This is a genomic window from Nitrospirota bacterium, assembly GCA_016219645.1.
GTDB lineage: Bacteria > Nitrospirota > Nitrospiria > Nitrospirales > Nitrospiraceae > Palsa-1315.
Genome location: JACRLR010000007.1, coordinates 127,092 through 142,718, shown reverse-complemented (window position 1 = coordinate 142,718; position 15,627 = coordinate 127,092). Strand labels below are relative to the sequence as shown.

General features: G+C 56.0%; 18 protein-coding genes. 16 read left to right on the top strand and 2 right to left on the bottom strand.

Annotated elements, in window-relative coordinates; genetic code table 11:
• Positions 1-54 precede the first annotated feature (54 nt).
• Positions 55-1,389, top strand: coding sequence for a DEAD/DEAH box helicase (locus HZB34_01350; protein MBI5314600.1), 1,335 nt, complete (start codon positions 55-57; stop codon positions 1,387-1,389).
• A gap of 132 nt (positions 1,390-1,521) precedes the next feature.
• Positions 1,522-3,525, top strand: a complete 2,004-nt coding sequence (gene uvrB, locus HZB34_01345; protein ID MBI5314599.1) for an excinuclease ABC subunit UvrB — start codon at positions 1,522-1,524, stop codon at positions 3,523-3,525.
• Between the two features lie 100 nt (positions 3,526-3,625).
• Here uvrB and HZB34_01340 read toward each other — a convergent pair whose 3' ends face one another.
• Positions 3,626-3,886: a DUF4321 domain-containing protein gene (locus HZB34_01340; protein ID MBI5314598.1), complete on the bottom strand. Its 261-nt coding sequence runs from the start codon at positions 3,884-3,886 to the stop codon at positions 3,626-3,628.
• Positions 3,887-4,097: 211 nt separating this feature from the next.
• Here HZB34_01340 and ffh point away from each other — a divergent pair, with 211 nt between their 5' ends.
• The 11 genes from ffh (at position 4,098) to HZB34_01285 (ending at position 12,886) form a co-directional block, all read left to right on the top strand.
• The gene (gene ffh / locus HZB34_01335) at positions 4,098-5,447 is read left to right on the top strand and encodes a signal recognition particle protein (GenBank protein ID MBI5314597.1); all 1,350 of its coding nucleotides are present in this window, start codon (positions 4,098-4,100) and stop codon (positions 5,445-5,447) included.
• Positions 5,448-5,497: 50 nt separating this feature from the next.
• Positions 5,498-5,782 (top strand): 30S ribosomal protein S16, encoded by a 285-nt coding sequence (rpsP, locus tag HZB34_01330; protein ID MBI5314596.1) that lies wholly within the window; start codon positions 5,498-5,500, stop codon positions 5,780-5,782.
• A gap of 3 nt (positions 5,783-5,785) precedes the next feature.
• A complete protein-coding gene (gene rimM / locus HZB34_01325) occupies positions 5,786-6,322 on the top strand; it encodes a 16S rRNA processing protein RimM (protein ID MBI5314595.1) in 537 nt (178 codons plus the stop codon).
• Positions 6,312-7,094 (top strand): tRNA (guanosine(37)-N1)-methyltransferase TrmD, encoded by a 783-nt coding sequence (gene trmD / locus HZB34_01320; protein MBI5314594.1) that lies wholly within the window; start codon positions 6,312-6,314, stop codon positions 7,092-7,094. Before rimM ends, trmD begins: the two co-directional genes overlap by 11 nt.
• A gap of 4 nt (positions 7,095-7,098) precedes the next feature.
• Positions 7,099-7,515 (top strand): 50S ribosomal protein L19, encoded by a 417-nt coding sequence (rplS, locus tag HZB34_01315; GenBank protein MBI5314593.1) that lies wholly within the window; start codon positions 7,099-7,101, stop codon positions 7,513-7,515.
• A gap of 69 nt (positions 7,516-7,584) precedes the next feature.
• A complete protein-coding gene (locus HZB34_01310) occupies positions 7,585-8,256 on the top strand; it encodes a ribonuclease HII (protein MBI5314592.1) in 672 nt (223 codons plus the stop codon).
• Entirely contained in the window at positions 8,253-8,645 is a 393-nt protein-coding gene (locus HZB34_01305; GenBank protein MBI5314591.1) for a YraN family protein, read from the top strand. The genes HZB34_01310 and HZB34_01305 overlap by 4 nt, the downstream gene beginning before the upstream one ends.
• Positions 8,646-8,652: 7 nt before the next feature.
• Entirely contained in the window at positions 8,653-9,321 is a 669-nt protein-coding gene (gene ftsE / locus HZB34_01300) for a cell division ATP-binding protein FtsE (GenBank protein MBI5314590.1), read from the top strand.
• Positions 9,318-10,217, top strand: a complete 900-nt coding sequence (locus HZB34_01295; GenBank protein ID MBI5314589.1) for an ABC transporter permease — start codon at positions 9,318-9,320, stop codon at positions 10,215-10,217. Before ftsE ends, HZB34_01295 begins: the two co-directional genes overlap by 4 nt.
• Positions 10,214-11,401 carry a peptidoglycan DD-metalloendopeptidase family protein gene (locus HZB34_01290; GenBank protein ID MBI5314588.1) on the top strand — a complete coding sequence of 396 codons (1,188 nt, stop codon included), beginning with the start codon at positions 10,214-10,216 and terminating at the stop codon, positions 11,399-11,401. Before HZB34_01295 ends, HZB34_01290 begins: the two co-directional genes overlap by 4 nt.
• 114 nt (positions 11,402-11,515) lie before the next feature.
• Entirely contained in the window at positions 11,516-12,886 is a 1,371-nt protein-coding gene (locus HZB34_01285; protein MBI5314587.1) for a S41 family peptidase, read from the top strand.
• Here HZB34_01285 and HZB34_01280 read toward each other — a convergent pair.
• Positions 12,861-13,358: a histidinol-phosphatase gene (locus HZB34_01280; protein MBI5314586.1), complete on the bottom strand. Its 498-nt coding sequence runs from the start codon at positions 13,356-13,358 to the stop codon at positions 12,861-12,863. The two genes, HZB34_01285 and HZB34_01280, sit on opposite strands and share 26 nt — an antisense overlap.
• A gap of 116 nt (positions 13,359-13,474) precedes the next feature.
• Between HZB34_01280 and thiS the strand changes: the two genes are divergently transcribed.
• From thiS to thiE, 3 genes are all read left to right on the top strand, one after another.
• On the top strand, positions 13,475-13,723 hold the full coding sequence (thiS, locus tag HZB34_01275; protein MBI5314585.1) for a sulfur carrier protein ThiS: 249 nt from the start codon (positions 13,475-13,477) through the stop codon (positions 13,721-13,723).
• Positions 13,713-14,486 (top strand): thiazole synthase, encoded by a 774-nt coding sequence (locus tag HZB34_01270; GenBank protein MBI5314584.1) that lies wholly within the window; start codon positions 13,713-13,715, stop codon positions 14,484-14,486. The genes thiS and HZB34_01270 overlap by 11 nt, the downstream gene beginning before the upstream one ends.
• 377 nt (positions 14,487-14,863) lie before the next feature.
• Complete coding sequence (gene thiE / locus HZB34_01265) at positions 14,864-15,496, top strand: thiamine phosphate synthase (GenBank protein ID MBI5314583.1); 633 nt, start codon at positions 14,864-14,866, stop codon at positions 15,494-15,496.
• Positions 15,497-15,627: the final 131 nt, after the last annotated feature.

Below are 15,627 nucleotides of genomic sequence, written 5' to 3'. Positions count from 1 at the left end.
TCGCAGGGCCGGACCGTGCAGTTCCAGGAAGTATGTCCATTAACAAGGAGTTTTATGTCTACGTTTGCTGAGATGAATTTGCCTCAACCCCTTCTCCAGCGCCTGGCACAGGCGGGTCTGGTGACGCCCACGCCGGTGCAACAGGCTGCCATTCCGTTGGCAGTGAAAGGCCGTGACATCATGGCGCAAGCCAAAACCGGGAGTGGGAAAACACTGGCGTTTCTGCTGCCGATTATTGAACAGGTTATGCGAGGGGAAGTTGCTGCACCTACGGGCCCCTATTCAAAGTCCGGACCGAGTCATTCCCGAGGCCCGAAGTTTTTGGTATTGGCGCCTACGCGGGAATTGGCGCTCCAAATCGAAATGGAGCTACGCAAGTATGCTCCACTGTCCGTAACTTCTTTGTCTGTGTACGGTGGGACGCCGATTGAACGTCATTACCGTGCATTGCAACGACCTCCTCTCGTGGTAGTCGGTACGCCAGGTCGGTTGCTCGACTTGGCCGGGTCCGGTCACTTAAAGCTGGGGGCGGTGACGTTTTTGGTTATGGATGAAGCCGATCAGATGTTGGACCGAGGATTCTTACGCGATATTCAACGGATCATTCGTCTCCTTCCAACTGAACGCCAGACCCTCCTGTTTTCCGCGACATTTTCGAGGGATATTCAGACGCTTGCGCAGACTATGCAGCGCGATCCCGCGCGTATTTCCGTCGACCCGGGGATCAGTACTCCGACGACCATCGTGCATGCCTACTACGTTGTGCCGGGAGATCATGCGCGTACGCAACTTGTGCATACGCTGCTTCAGGCTGTGACTGGCGGCGAACGGTCGATGGTGTTTTGTGATCAAAAGTATAAGGTGCGACGCTTAGCCTCCCATTTGGGAGGAGAGTCGGCTTCGGTTGGTGCGTTGACTGGTAATCATAGCCAAGCCCAGCGAGAACGGACACTGGGGGCGTTTCGCGCCGGTCGTCTCCGTTCCCTCGTGGCAACTGATGTGGCGGCCAGAGGCCTCGACATTCAGGACGTCGCTCAGGTGATTCACTATGAATTGCCGACGAATCCGAATTCGTATGTGCACCGGACCGGACGGACTGGTCGAGCGGAAAAGGATGGAGCGACGTTTTTGATTTTATCTCAGTCCGAAGAGCGTGAGTATCTGCGAATGGTGAGGCAATTAAGCATCGAAACGAAGAAGCTCGCTCTTCCGGTTTTGGTGGCGTTGCCGTCGCCAGCCCCCATGCAGGTCAGCGAACGGCAGGCCCCTCGCCAACGGCTCCGCCGAAGCGCAGATCCATCCGGTCGGCGATTCCGCGAGGGTGAAACCCAGAAACCGGCTCACCGAACGGGGACCTCGACCGGTCGTCCCAGGTACTCACGATACTAAAGAAATTACTCTACCACCGGACCCCGAAGGGGGCCGGTGGTGTGTCGTGGGTTGTCGGTGTCTGATGTGCGCCCCCTCTGTTATGCAGCAGTGTTGCGTTCGATGGTAAGATAACGGCCGAAAGGTCGTCCCATGCCGCCGTTTCAACTCGAAGCCCCATTCAAGCCCTGCGGAGATCAAGGCCAGGCCATCGATAAGTTGGTGGCCGGGATTGTGGCTGGCCGGAAGCACCAGGCGCTGCTCGGTGTCACCGGGTCCGGCAAGACCTTTACCATGGCTAATGTGGTTGCGCAGGTGCAGAAGCCCACGTTGGTCTTGGTTCACAACAAGACGCTGGCTGGTCAGCTCTATCAAGAATTCAAGCAGTTTTTCCCCCACAACGCGGTGGAGTATTTCGTCAGCTACTACGATTACTACCAACCGGAAGCCTATATCCCTCAAAGCAACACATATATAGCCAAGGACGCATCGGTCAACGATGCCATCGATCAGATGAGGCATGCGGCGACGACCGCCTTGCTCCAACGCAATGACGTGCTCATTGTCTCGTCGGTGTCCTGCATTTATGGCCTGGGGTCTCCGGAGGTCTATCACGAGATGGTGATCTTCCTCGAAGAAGGAATGGAGATCAGGCGGGAGAAGATCCTGGCGAAGCTGGTCGAGATTCAATATGCCCGCAACGACATGGATTTTCACCGCGGAACTTTCCGCGCCCGCGGCGACGTGATCGAAATTTTTCCTGCTTCGAATGAAGCCGTGTCTCTACGGATTGAGTTGTTCGGTGACGTGGTCGATGCGATTCACGAAATCGATCCACTGACGGGGAAGTCGCTCAGGAAGCTTCCGAAAGTCGTGGTCTATCCGAACACGCATTATCTCATTGCGCCGGATCGGTATGAGCGGGCCATTACGGGCATCGAAGAGGAGCTGGATGAACGCGTCGCCTACTTCAAGAAACACAACCAACTTGTGGAAGCCCAGCGGATTGCGCAGCGCACGAAGTTCGACCTTGAAATGATTCGGGCCATGGGATATTGCCACGGCATTGAAAACTACTCGCGGCATCTCTCCGGTCGCGCGCCAGGCGAGCAGCCTCCGACACTCCTCGACTACTTCCCAAAAGATTTTCTCCTGATCGTTGATGAGTCCCATGCCACGATTCCCCAAGTCGGCGGGATGTACGAAGGCGACTATTCGCGGAAACGCACATTGGTTGAGTACGGATTCCGGTTGCCGTCGGCGATCGATAATCGGCCGCTCAAATTCGCCGAGTTTGAACGTTGCCTCAAACAGACGGTGTATGTATCCGCGACCCCAGGCCCGTATGAACTAGGGCATGCGGATGGAGAGGTTGTCGAACAGATCCTTCGCCCGACCGGTCTCATGGATCCGGTCATCGATGTGCAGCCGGCCAAAGGGCAGGTGGATCATCTCCTCGGCGAAGTGCGGACCGAAGTGGCACAGGGAGGGCGTGTGCTCATCACGACCTTGACCAAGCGTATGGCGGAGGACCTCAGCGAGTACTACCACGACCTTGGTATCAAGGTGCGGTATCTGCACTCCGATATCAAGACATTGGAGCGGGCTGAAATCATACGCGATCTTCGGCGTGGGGTGTTCGACGTGTTGGTGGGGATCAATCTCTTGCGCGAAGGACTGGACCTCCCCGAGGTTTCCTTGGTGGCGATTCTCGACGCGGATAAGGAAGGATATCTTCGATCCTATCGATCGTTGATCCAGACCGCTGGAAGGGCGGCAAGGAATGTACGGGGGCGCGTAATTGTGTATGGCGACGTCGTGACCGATTCAATGCAAATGGCGATCGATGAGACCGGGCGCAGACGGAAGATTCAGGCTGACTATAATACCAGGCAGGGTATTGTGCCCACGAGTATTAAAAAAGATATCCTGTCGCTCGAATACGCTACGGCTGACACGGATGAGGTACAACTGGGTCTGGCCGCGGAGTCGCCGGCCTTCTATGGCACAGAGGAAGCACCCGAACAGGTGATCAAACGGCTGGAAACGGAAATGAAAGCTGCTGCGAAAGAACTTGAGTTTGAGCGGGCCGCGGCACTTCGGAACCGGATCCGGGCATTGAGGATGAAGGAGCTAGAGTTGAAGTCAGATGTCTAGCCTGGTTTGTTTGGTTGATTTGGTTTATCTGGTTTTTGGTTGAACGGAACTAACCGAATGAACCAAACGAACCAAATAACCGTCTTCTTAGGTTAGCGTGTCAGATGTTCTTGTACAGATAGATGCCAAGGAACATTCCGAGCAGGCTAAGGAGATTAATTTTTAGAGCGAAGCCGAGGGTGAGCTTGATGAGAACGAGATCAATGGTCAACGGCTCGGTGATGCCGAGGGTAAAATTGGTGGCAAAGATCGACTGAATAGTGCCGTGGGGGGCCATGATCCTGAGAATCTCCCCCAGTACTCCGCCTAATAACCCACCGATGAGCACAAAAATGATCAGAACCCCGTATGATTTTCTCACGGTATCTGCCTTACAATTTCGTATCGATGGTTTTACGGATCTCTCGCTGGACCATAGCGAAAGGCCTGGGACATGTCAATGAAATGTATGTTCCGTCCCTTGACTTCAACCTTCTGCATCCTCTAGACTCCCCAGTGGTCTTTTGCTAGATTTTTCGAGGTGATCGGAGATTTTGGATTAAGGCTTCGATTGCCTTTTTCTTTGTGGCGCTATGCTGGATTCGCTGAGCGAAAAATTCGAGAATATTTTTAAGAAGCTACGCGGCTCTGGGGTTCTGACTGAACAGAACATCGCCGAAGCGCTGAAAGAAGTCCGCCTCGCGTTGCTCGAGGCCGATGTCAACTTCAAGATCGTCAAGGACTTCATCGAGAGAGTCCGCGAAAAGGCAATCGGTCAGGAGGTCCTCCGCAGCTTGACTCCTGGTCATCAGGTCGTGAAGGTTGTGTGGGAAGAGCTGCGGGAGATGATGGGCCGTGAGAAAGCCGGTTTGGCGCTGGCCTCGAATCCCCCCACCATCATTATGATGGTGGGCCTCCAGGGCGCAGGAAAGACGACAAGCTGCGGCAAGCTCGGACGATACTTCAAGACTCAAGGAAAACGGGTGCTTCTCGTCGCGGCAGACCCTCGTCGCCCCGCAGCCGGCGATCAGTTGGCGAGTCTGGGACGCGATCTTCAGATCGACGTGCATCGAGTCGATCACGTCCAGGCTTCCCAGACGGATGTCGTGCGTATCTGTCAGGCGGGCGTGGAGCGGGGACGGGATCAGGGGTACGATCTCGTCGTGCTCGATACTGGGGGGCGTCTCCATATCGATGATGGGTTGATGGGGGAGTTGGTCGCGGTGAAAGCCGCTGTGCACCCGCATGAAGTGCTCTTGGTGGCGGATGCCATGACAGGCCAAGATGCCGTCGCCATGGCGAGCCAGTTCGAACAACGTATTGGCCTGACCGGCGTCATACTGACCAAGGTTGAAGGCGATGCCCGAGGCGGGGCGGTGTTATCGATCCGGGCAGTGACCGGCCGGCCGATCAAGTTCCTCGGCGTGGGTGAAAAGCTTGATGCGCTTGAATTATTCCACCCCGATCGGATGGCCTCGCGCATTCTTGGAATGGGCGACGTGCTCTCCTTGATCGAAAAGGCCCAAGAGACCTTTACACGCGAACAGGTGGAGGAAGCGCAGAAGCGTCTAACCGGCAGCGCGCTCACGTTGGAAGATTTCCGTGCGCAATTGGGCCAGGTGAATCGCCTGGGTTCGCTCGATCAGATATTAGGGATGCTGCCGGGCGGTCAGAAGCTCAAGGGAGCGATGGAAGGACAGGTCGCGGAGCGAGAGATGAACCGAGTCGCGGCGATAATCGACTCCATGACGTTGCGGGAGCGGCGCGACCATACGATCATCAATGGAAGCCGAAAAAAGCGTATTGCCCGTGGAAGCGGGACGAACGTGCAAGAGGTGAATCGGTTGATTAAACAGTTTCTTTCTGCGAGAAAAATCGCCAAGGTTATGGCGGCAGGGTCGGGAGGGCGCCGGCAGTTTGCCCAACTCATGCGGTCGAGGTAAGGGTTGCGCATGTTCATGATGGATATTTTGTACATAGGAGGAGAAATCCAGTGGCTGTTCATTTGAGATTGACGAGGACAGGACGACATAAACGACCGCTTTACCGTGTTGTGGCAGCCGACTCTCGGAAGCCGCGCGATGGGCGATTCCTGGAAATTCTCGGGATTTTCGACCCATTGAAGGAGCAGGGTGTGCCTGAGCTGAAGCAGGAACGGGTATTGAGTTGGTTGCGGCAAGGAGCGCAGCCGACAGTCACCGTTCGAACGTTACTCCGCAGATCAGGTGTGTGGAAACAGTTCGAAGCGGAAAAAGTGGCGAAGAAAAATGGCGCCTAAGACGTGATGCAGGCTCAAGAAGATTTGGTCACGATCGGTAGGATCGAGCGCCCCTTTGGTGTGCGGGGTGAGTTCAAGGTCCGATCCTTGACCGATGTGCCTGGCCGGCTGGATCACCTCACGGAGGTTCACATCCTAGAGCAGACAGGACAGATGGTCGACAGGACGGTCACTCGTGTGCGGCGTGCCGGCTCAGCCTACATCATGGGTTTTGCCGGTGTGTCGACGCCGGAGGAAGCCGGGACGCTGCGCGGCGGCTTGATTCAAGTGCCACGCGCTTCAGCGGCTGCGTTGCCCGCGGACGTCTATCTTGAATGCGATCTCATAGGCATGACGGCTGAGAATGAGCGGGGGGAAGTGGTCGGTGTCATTGAGGCGATTTTGGAGATACCGGACAATCGCGTCTTCGTCGTTCGCAAGGGGACTGAGGAAGTCCTCATTCCGGCGGCAAAAAGTTTTATCACATCGGTGGATCTTGCGCGCCGCAAGATGATGGTTCGCGGGATTGAGGACTTGGCTGAGGGTTGTCATGCGGTGTGACATTCTGACGCTCTTTCCCGACATGGTGGCGCCCGTGCTTGGCCAGAGTATTCTCAAACGAGCACAAGAACGAGGCCTGTTGCACGTCCACGTGCGCAACTTGCGCGACTACACGCTCGATCGTCACAAGGTGGCGGACGATGTGCCCTATGGCGGGGGGGCAGGGATGGTCATGAAGGCCGAGCCGATCTTGCGAGCAGTGGAACAGATTCAAGCCGATTATGCAGAGGTTGGTGAACAGGTTCGGTTGTTGTATCCGTCTCCACACGGGCGCCCGTTCACACAGGCCTATGCACAAGATTTGGCAGCCGACTCACGTCGAATCGTCATTCTCTGCGGCCACTACGAGGGCGTTGATGAACGGGTACGGCTCGCCCTGCATCCAGAAGAAGTTTCCGTCGGAGATTACGTGCTGACCGGAGGTGAGTTGCCGGCGTTGCTGCTCATCGATGCCGCAGCCCGTTTGGTTCCGGGCGTGTTGGGCGATCCGGAATCGATCGTGGAAGAATCGTTTGCCGATGCATTGCTCGAATATCCGCACTATACGAGACCCGCAGAGGTTCGAGGAATGCTCGTCCCGGAGGTATTGCTGTCAGGGCATCACGAGGCGATTCGTCTGTGGCGCCGGAAGGAAGCCCTACGAAGCACCTTTCAGAGACGGCCGGATCTTTTGCAGGATCGGGTTTTGAGTCTCGAAGATCAACAACTATTGGAAGAACTTACTCGGGAAGGTGTGCGAGGCATGCCTGTTCGATGTGGGGAGGAGGGGTAGTCGCATGAATCGTTTGGAACGCATACAACAGTCTTTTACGAAAAAGTCGGTGCCCAAATTTCAGATTGGGGATACCGTTCGTGTGCATGTGAAAGTTGTCGAAGGAGAAAAGGAGCGTATTCAGGTGTTCGAAGGTGCGGTGATCGCCCGGAAAGGGCTGCTGAACACGGAGACCTTCACGGTGCGTAAAGTGTCCTACGGTGTCGGCGTAGAAAGGATTTTTCCTCTCCATTCGCCTATCGTCACGCGTGTTGAAGTCATGCGTCAGGGCAAAGTGCGTCGGGCCAAGCTCTATTATCTCCGAGGGAAGAAGGGCAAGTTTGCCAAGGTAGAGGATCGAGAGTTCGTTGCGAGTGTCAAAGGGCAGCCGGGGACTACCCGTAAGGCCGAGGAGCCGGCAGGAGCTGCCTCGAAGCCCTAACCCCATTTTCCGATTCCATTGACCACGACTGTCAGGTGCCCTTTTACGGACGCATCGCGGGGCCACATCGTGGGACCTACCGACGAATTTGAGTTGGAAGCCAGACGGCGCGGCTATCGCCGTATCGCCGGCCTTGATGAAGCAGGACGGGGCCCTCTGGCCGGTCCTGTCGTCGCGGCAGCGGTAATCTTGCCCACTCGCTGCCGCCTGGACGGTGTCGACGATTCCAAACAAGTCTCCGAGCCTGAGCGGACCCGACTGTACGACGTGATTATGCAGCGGGCTCAAGCGGTTGCTGTAGGGGTTGCCACCGAGCAGGAGATCGACCGCCTCAATATTTTGGAAGCGACTCGCCTCGCCATGTCTCGCGCCCTGGCGTCACTCACTGCTCCGGCGGACTGCCTCCTCATCGATGCCGTGGAATTGCCGAATCTTGCCATTCCCTCACGCTCGATCATAAAGGGTGATACCCTGTCGGTGTCCATTGCTGCAGCGTCGATTGTGGCCAAAGTGACGCGTGACCGCATGATGGCGGTGTACCATCAGACCTATCCCGTTTATAATTTTCTTTCCCATAAAGGGTATGGGACTGTAGAGCATTTGCAACGACTCGCTCAACATGGTCCCTGCGCGATTCATCGACGGTCGTTCGCTCCAGTTGCACAACTCCTACGTGGGCATGAGCGCATGCGGTTTCCTGCGCAGACTGAGGTAGGCGAATTGCCAAGGACCGGTCAGTGACCAGCCTTGATTCCAGGAGGAGTTTTGGGCAAGAAGGGGAGTCGGCAGCGGAACAATATTTGCGGCACAAGGGGTACCGGATTGTGGCACGCAACCTGCGTTCACCATTGGGGGAGTTGGATTTGGTGGCGGAGGACGGCCGCGTGCTGGTCTTCGTCGAGGTAAAGGCGCGTCGGACCGGCGCATTCGGCGGAGCCATCTACGCTGTGCATCAACGGAAGCAGGAGAAATTGATCCAGTTAGCGGCTCTGTATCTGGCCCGCCACCACATCAAAGATCGACTGTGCAGATTCGACGTCGTCCTGTTACAAGGAGTGGGCACCGGCCCCGCGCAGATTGAACACATTCAGAATGCATTCGAAGTGTCCGGAGAGGACCTCCGTTGGTAATGCGACGATGATCCAACTGATTCACGTGTCGAAGCGATATGATCAGCGGCTGGCGCTTTCGGACGTCACCTTCGAAATCGGCAAGGGGGAATTTGTCCTCCTCATGGGACCTAGTGGGGCAGGCAAATCAACGCTGTTGCGGATGCTCATCGGGGCCGAACGGCCCGATGAGGGTCAGATTTTCGTCCAGCAAAAAAACGTGACGACGCTCAAGCCGTCAGACATTCCCTATCTGCGCCGCAAAGTGGGAACAGTGTTTCAAGATTTTCGACTGTTGCCGAAGAAGCCCGTCTTCGACAATGTGGCGCTGCCATTGCTGGTGCAAGGCACTTCTCCTGCCGACATTCGTCGGAAAGTGACGGAGGCGTTACGAGCGGTCGGTGTCGAGCACAAACGAGATCAACTTCCCGCAGGCCTCTCGACCGGGGAGCAGCAGCGTGTGTGTATCGCGCGCGCGATTGTGAACGGCCCCGTCGTCCTATTGGCAGATGAACCGACCGGAAACTTAGACCCGGCCCTGACGTCCGAGATTATCGAACTGTTTAAACTCATTAATGCTCGCGGTACGACGGTCGTGGTGGCGACGCATGACCCCCTGGTTATGGCGCAAGTCAATCGGCGGGTGCTCACATTGTCACAGGGTCGATTGTTGCCGGAACAGCGGGTGATGGGGTGAGAACGCTCTCGTATCTCCTCAAAGAATCCTGGGTCAATATGCGGACCAACCGCACGACGACGATGGTCGCCATCTTGACCACAGCCTTTACCCTGGCCTGCGTCGGGGTCTTTTTGTTGGTCTACGTCAACCTGCGGACCGCAGCCGGGTCGCTCCAGGACGATGTCAAGATCATGGTCTATCTTGATGACCGCCTTTCCGCCGATTCCGTTGCAGAGGTAGAGCAGCATTTGCGGAGTGATCGTGCGGTCGCCTCCCTGCTGTTTATCTCGAAAGAACAGGCGCTGGGAGAGTTCAAGGCGCAATTTCCTTCAGAGTCTCATTTGCTCGAAGGGCTGGGCCAGAATCCCTTACCAGCTTCCTTTGTCGTGGCACTCAGCCCGTTGTTTCACTCGCCGGATGCCATTAAGCGATGGGCGGAACGGATGAGGCAGGTCGGCGGCGTGTCCAAGGTCGATTATAATCAAGACTGGATCGATGCCCTCGCGACAGTGATTCGATCGATCGAGCTGGTCGCAATCGGCATCGGCGTTATTCTTTCGGCGGCTGCCGTCACCATTATCGCCAATACGATCCGTCTCACCCTATTCTCCCGACGCGATGAGATTGCCATTTTGCGTCTCATCGGGGCGACGTCCAGCTTTATCCGAGTCCCCTATCTGTTAGAGGGCGCGGTACTCGGCGCTTTAGGGAGCGCACTCTCTCTGGTCATGCTCAAATGTATGTACGAACTGTTTCGGCAGCAAATGCGAACGATGGGGCGATTTGCAGGACTTGACAACCTGATTGCCTTTTTTCCTCCGTCAGTCTGTCTTGCCTTGATTGCGGTGGGGATGGGGCTTGGCGTCGCAGGCAGCTTCGTATCCATGCGGCGTTTCGGCGGGGCCAAAGCGTGAGGTATTGGATGGCGGTCAGAGTCGGAGTCCTGATCTGGGGGCTTGCGAGTCATTCCTGGTCGACCGCTGTGGCTGCCGATCCGATCATCGACAAGATTGAGAAGGAACGGAAAGCCCTCGATCAACTCAAGGGTCAGATCGAGGAGACACGCAAGCAGGCAGATGCAGCAGGGAAAAAGCGGGAGTCCCTGTTACAGGGGATTCAGACACTCGACGAGCGTCTCTTGCGCTACCGACAGGCGCACCAGGAAATTAGCCGACAGCTGCATAAAAAAGATCAAGAGATCGAGGTCATCAATACGCGGCTGGCCGGTTTGCATGCGAGTATGCGAGAGCGTCAGGACGCCATTCTGGCTCGACTGAAAGTGCAGTATATGGAGGGCCGATATGGACATTGGAAAACCCTGCTGGCCTCGGACTCCTATGGTGATTTTCAGCGTCGGCTTCAGTATCTCTCTGCCGTCTCCGAACGGGATTACGCCCTCATGGGCACATTCCGAGCTGATATGACTCGTATGGAGGAAGCGGAACGGCAACGGGAAGAGGCGCGAGTTGGGATGCTGTCATACAAGCAAAGCACCGAGAAGCAATTGGCTGAGATGAAATCGGTCAAGAAAGAAAAGAAGATCTATCTTGCAAAGATTACTCATGAAAAAGAGTCCTATGAGCATGCGCTCCAAGAATTAGAACGGTCTGCATCGCGCATCGACAGTCTCTTGCGGGAGTTGGAACAACGCCGCCGCGCGGCCCTGGCTCGGCCGCCGACTGGGGGAAGCGCTCCTCGCGGGGTTAAGGGCTCTCTGCCATGGCCGGCAAACGGGAATATTGTCTCCTTTTTCGGTCGCCAGAAACATCCGACCTTCAATACCTATGTGCAGCGGAGAGGCATCGAAATCAAGACGGTTGAAGGGAGCACCATTCATGCCGTGATGCCGGGGGCCGTTGTGTATGCAGACTGGTTGAAAGGATATGGACTCGTTATAATCCTTGATCATGCAAACGGGTTCTTTTCGTTGTATGCCCACGCGTCGAAGATACTCACCACTGTGGGGGCACAGGTGGGAGCCGGGCAAGCAATCGGTGAAACGGGTGATACAGGCATGACAGGGGAAAATACTCTATACTTTGAGTTGCGCGAAGGGGCAGAGCCGATCGATCCTCTCCAATGGTTGGCGAGACGGTAGGTCGGAGGTTCAAGAAACGAAAGACGTATTTGTCGGAGGACCCTTTGTCGCAAAAGAATGGCATGATATAGATAGACTTCTAGGGAACGGGAACTAGGAAAGGACATTAATTTTATGGAACAGGATCCCAAGCGACGATTCTGGATATTGGGCCCTATGTTGGTAGTGGCGCTGGTCGTGGGTGTGCTACTCGGCAAAGGTTTGGAGAAAACGGGGCATGCCACGGAAACCTACGAAGAGTTGAAGACGTTCTCCGAAGTGTTAACTCAAGTTCAGAAAAGTTACGTCGATGAAACAAAGGTGAAGGACCTTGTTCAAGGAGCTATTCGTGGCATGCTTTCAACCCTCGATCCGCATTCGGCCTACATGACCGCGGACATGTATAAGGAAATGCAGGTTGAAACGAAGGGCGAGTTTGGGGGAGTGGGTATTCAGATCGGGGTGAAGGAGAACCGTTTGGCGGTGATCGCGCCCATCGAGGGTACACCGGCCCACCGGGCTGGAGTGAAGGCGGGTGATTTTATTACCAAGGTCAACGACGAAACGACGAAAGACCTTACCTTGATGGATGCCGTTCAAAAAATGCGTGGCCCCAAGGGGTCGAAGGTCAATCTCACGATTCAGCGGGAGGGGGTTCCTGAGGCTCTCCAATTTACGTTGGTCCGCGATACCATCAAGATTGAGAGTGTGAAATCGAAGGTGCTGGACAATATCGGATACGTACGTCTGACGCAATTCCAGGAATCGACGGGGCGAGATTTGAGCAAGGTGCTCAAGCAGTTCAAAGAGCAGAAACTCCAATCGACGATTCTCGATCTCCGCAATAATCCCGGCGGATTGCTGACTTCGGCCGTTGAGGTTTCCGAGCAGTTTCTACCAAGCGGAAAGTTGGTGGTCTATACCAAAGGGCGTGAAAGCAAGAAGGACGAGTGGGTCTCAAAAGGGAAAGACCAGATGGATGACTCGCCCATGATCATTTTGGTCAATGAAGGGTCCGCCAGTGCGTCTGAGATCGTAGCAGGTGCGTTGCAAGATTACGGGCGGGCGGTGATTGTCGGTACGACCTCGTTCGGCAAGGGGTCGGTGCAAACCATTCTCCCGTTGGGAGATGGTTCCGGGCTCCGCCTCACGACGGCGAAGTACTACACCCCGAAAGGGCGTTCGATCCAATCGACGGGGATTACGCCCGATATTGTCGTGAAATCCCAACCACCGACCACTGTCGCCAAGGCAGGCGAAGCCAAGTCTGGTGAAAAGGAGGGGGAGCAGAAGCAGCCCAAGTCTGCAGTTGTGCCGGGGAAAGATCAGCCGGCTCAGAATGGCAAAGGGCAGGAAGAGGGTGCTCTGAAGAATGGCACGACGCCTCAGGCTTCTCCTGTTGATGTCTCAGGCGATCCCTCGATTGAGCAGGATGTTCAACTCCAAAAGGCGGTCGAGATGCTGAAGACCTGGAAGATCTTCAAGGAGCTTCCTCGTGCTTCGTAACGGGAAGCTGCTGTCGTGCGGCGATCGCTTCCAACAGCCGCTCTTCGGACCCTGAATACCCTGGTATCGTACGCAGCATGTGTGATCGCACCAACTGTTCAAGATCGGTCAAAGTGGTAATGCCCAGGCGAGAATAGAGGTAGGCCACAAGCGATTCGGACAGTCCCGGGAGGTCTCTCCAGGCCTGCACCGAATCGGGGAGCGGCATTCTCAAGGCTTCATACGCCTGAATCGTCCCGGTTCTGAGAAACTCTTCAATCTTCTCCGCCAGGTCCCGGCCGATTCCATCGATATCTTCCAGCGTCTTCCGTGCGGCGATATCCGCAATATCTTCCTCCAAGGCCTCGATCGTATCCGCTGCCCTCCGATAGGCTCTGACGCGATAGGGATTCGCTCGCTGGGTGGCTAATCGTTCAGCCATCGATCGAAAGATAGTCGCGACTTGCCGGTTACGCTCTGGGGGAGATATCATAGGCCGTACTACTGCTATTTTGACGTGATCGCTGATGCGGGGCAAGAGCCCGAAGCGATCAGGTTGGTTGACATTAGGAAATCCGCTCCCCTAGGATAAATTAGATGGAAGATTCGATTCAGATTCAGGTGAACGGCGAACAGCGGGGCTGTCGAGCTGACACCACTGTAGGGGATTTGTTGCGTGAGCTTGCCATTCAGGCCGAGCGTGTCGCGGTGGAGCTGAACTTGGAAATCATGGACCGGAAGGACTTCGATGACCGACGTCTGAACCAAGGCGATCGAGTGGAGATTCTGAGCTTCATCGGTGGTGGTGCGCCCGTGAGCGCTCAGGCCATAGGAAGGGGTTTTACCCATGCAGGATGATCGCTTGATCATTGCCGGTCATGAGTTTACTTCGCGACTGTTTGTCGGGACCGGCAAATACAAAGATTTTGCTGAAACCAAAAAAGCTATTGAGGCATCCGGAGCGGACGTGGTGACGGTGGCGGTGCGCCGCGTGAATATTACCGATCGTTCCAAGGAGAACCTGCTCGATTATATCGACCCCAAAAAATACACCATTCTCCCTAACACGGCCGGTTGTTACAACGTGGAGGATGCCGTTCGCTATTCCCGGTTGGCCAGGGCCGCCGGCGTGTCCGATTTGATCAAGCTCGAAGTGCTCGGCGACGAGAGGACCCTTTTCCCCGATACGGCCGGATTGATCGAAGCGGCAAAGATCCTCGTCAAGGAAGGTTTTATTGTGCTTCCCTATACGAACGACGACCCGATTGTGGCGCAGAAGCTCGTTGACATTGGGTGTCCGGCCGTCATGCCGTTGGCGGCGCCGATCGGGTCGGGCCTCGGTATCCGCAATCCTTACAATTTGAAGATCATCATGGAGATGATCAAGGTGCCGATCATCGTCGATGCCGGTGTTGGGACTGCGTCCGATGCAGCCCTTGCGATGGAATTGGGCGCGGACGCGGTGCTCATGAACACAGCCATTGCAGGGGCTCAGGATCCCATTGCTATGGCTGAGGCGATGAAGTATGCGGTGCTTGCCGGTCGGCTTGCCTACAAGGCAGGGCGAATCCCGCGAAAACTGTATGCGACGGCAAGCAGTCCCATCGAAGGCATGCTCTAGCGGAATGCTGAAAAGATGGGGGGTGGCTGGGGCGATTCCCGTGCTCGCGCAACGCCGCGGCCTCAGAAGGATGGAAAGCGAGCGGCCAGGTGCCCTTCTTGCTCGCAGAACGCCACGCTCGGAAGGTGCTCGTTCGATGCGCGCAGTAAAGGGCAGCCTCGGCCGCTCCCTTAAAGGGAGTTAAGGAGAATCGGAAGGCCCTCGCTCGGGCTAAGGGCACGTCTCGGCGTGCCAGTGGGTGGGCGGGTGCAAAGGCTGCGCGCAGTCGGAATCATCCCAGCCATCCCTTATAAAGTGATAATTCGTTGCGACCTTGCTGGACGGTCGTTTTGAGCATTCTGCTGAGGACTCAGCATTTCTGAATAAGTATTTCCCTGATGCCGACACTCTCCAGCCGTCTTCTTGTCGTGACGGATCGCCATCAGACCAATGGGCGTCCGTTGGTCCCCCTTCTACAGCGAGTGCTCACAGCCGCGGGACCTGCGATCCAAATCCGTGAACGTGATCTCTCAGCCGGAGATCTCGTGTCGCTGGTTCGTGAGGTACAGACCGTGACTGCCCCACACAGATCTCAACTCCTAATCAATGATAGGATCGACGTCGCGTTGGGGCTGGAGGGCGTCGGCGTTCATTTGCGAAGCAATAGTCTCCCTGTGAGGATCGCACGGAAGTTGCTGGGCGCGGAACGTCTTTTGGGTGTTTCCGTCCATACGAGTGAAGAGGCAGTGCGGGCCGAGTCGCAGGGTGCAGACTATGTCATCCTCGGCCCGATCTATGAAACACCATCCAAACAGGCGTTCGGTCCGCCGCTTGGCATTCACACTCTTGAGAAGGTCTGCCGACTGGTCGACATTCCGATTATCGGGATTGGCGGAGTGACGGCGGCGCGTGCGAGTGAAATGTTGGGTGTGGGAGCGTTCGGTGTCGCAGTGATCAGGGCGATTCTCGGTGCGGCCGATGTAGAGTCGGCGACGCGCGAGTTTCTCGACGCCATGACACCTGCACCATAATGTGCGTCATGCATCGATATCTCGTTGCAGATTGCCGTCGTCCGGTTGACCACCCCGGGAACGGGTGATAGAATCCGCGCAGACAAGGACTTCTCGATTCAGCAAGGGGTTTCGCGTTTCTCGAGTGGCGC

Excerpts from the sequence above, each read along its gene's own strand:
- HZB34_01350 (MBI5314600.1), top strand. The coding sequence starts at position 55 with ATGTCTACGTTTGCTGAGATGAATTTGCCTCAACCCCTTCTCCAGCGC.
- uvrB (MBI5314599.1), top strand. The coding sequence starts at position 1,522 with ATGCCGCCGTTTCAACTCGAAGCCCCATTCAAGCCCTGCGGAGATCAA.
- ffh (MBI5314597.1), top strand. The coding sequence starts at position 4,098 with ATGCTGGATTCGCTGAGCGAAAAATTCGAGAATATTTTTAAGAAGCTA.
- trmD (MBI5314594.1), top strand. The coding sequence starts at position 6,312 with ATGCGGTGTGACATTCTGACGCTCTTTCCCGACATGGTGGCGCCCGTG.
- rplS (MBI5314593.1), top strand. The coding sequence starts at position 7,099 with ATGAATCGTTTGGAACGCATACAACAGTCTTTTACGAAAAAGTCGGTG.
- ftsE (MBI5314590.1), top strand. The coding sequence starts at position 8,653 with ATGATCCAACTGATTCACGTGTCGAAGCGATATGATCAGCGGCTGGCG.
- HZB34_01285 (MBI5314587.1), top strand. The coding sequence starts at position 11,516 with ATGGAACAGGATCCCAAGCGACGATTCTGGATATTGGGCCCTATGTTG.
- HZB34_01280 (MBI5314586.1), bottom strand. The coding sequence starts at position 13,358 with ATGATATCTCCCCCAGAGCGTAACCGGCAAGTCGCGACTATCTTTCGA.
- HZB34_01270 (MBI5314584.1), top strand. The coding sequence starts at position 13,713 with ATGCAGGATGATCGCTTGATCATTGCCGGTCATGAGTTTACTTCGCGA.
- thiE (MBI5314583.1), top strand. The coding sequence starts at position 14,864 with ATGCCGACACTCTCCAGCCGTCTTCTTGTCGTGACGGATCGCCATCAG.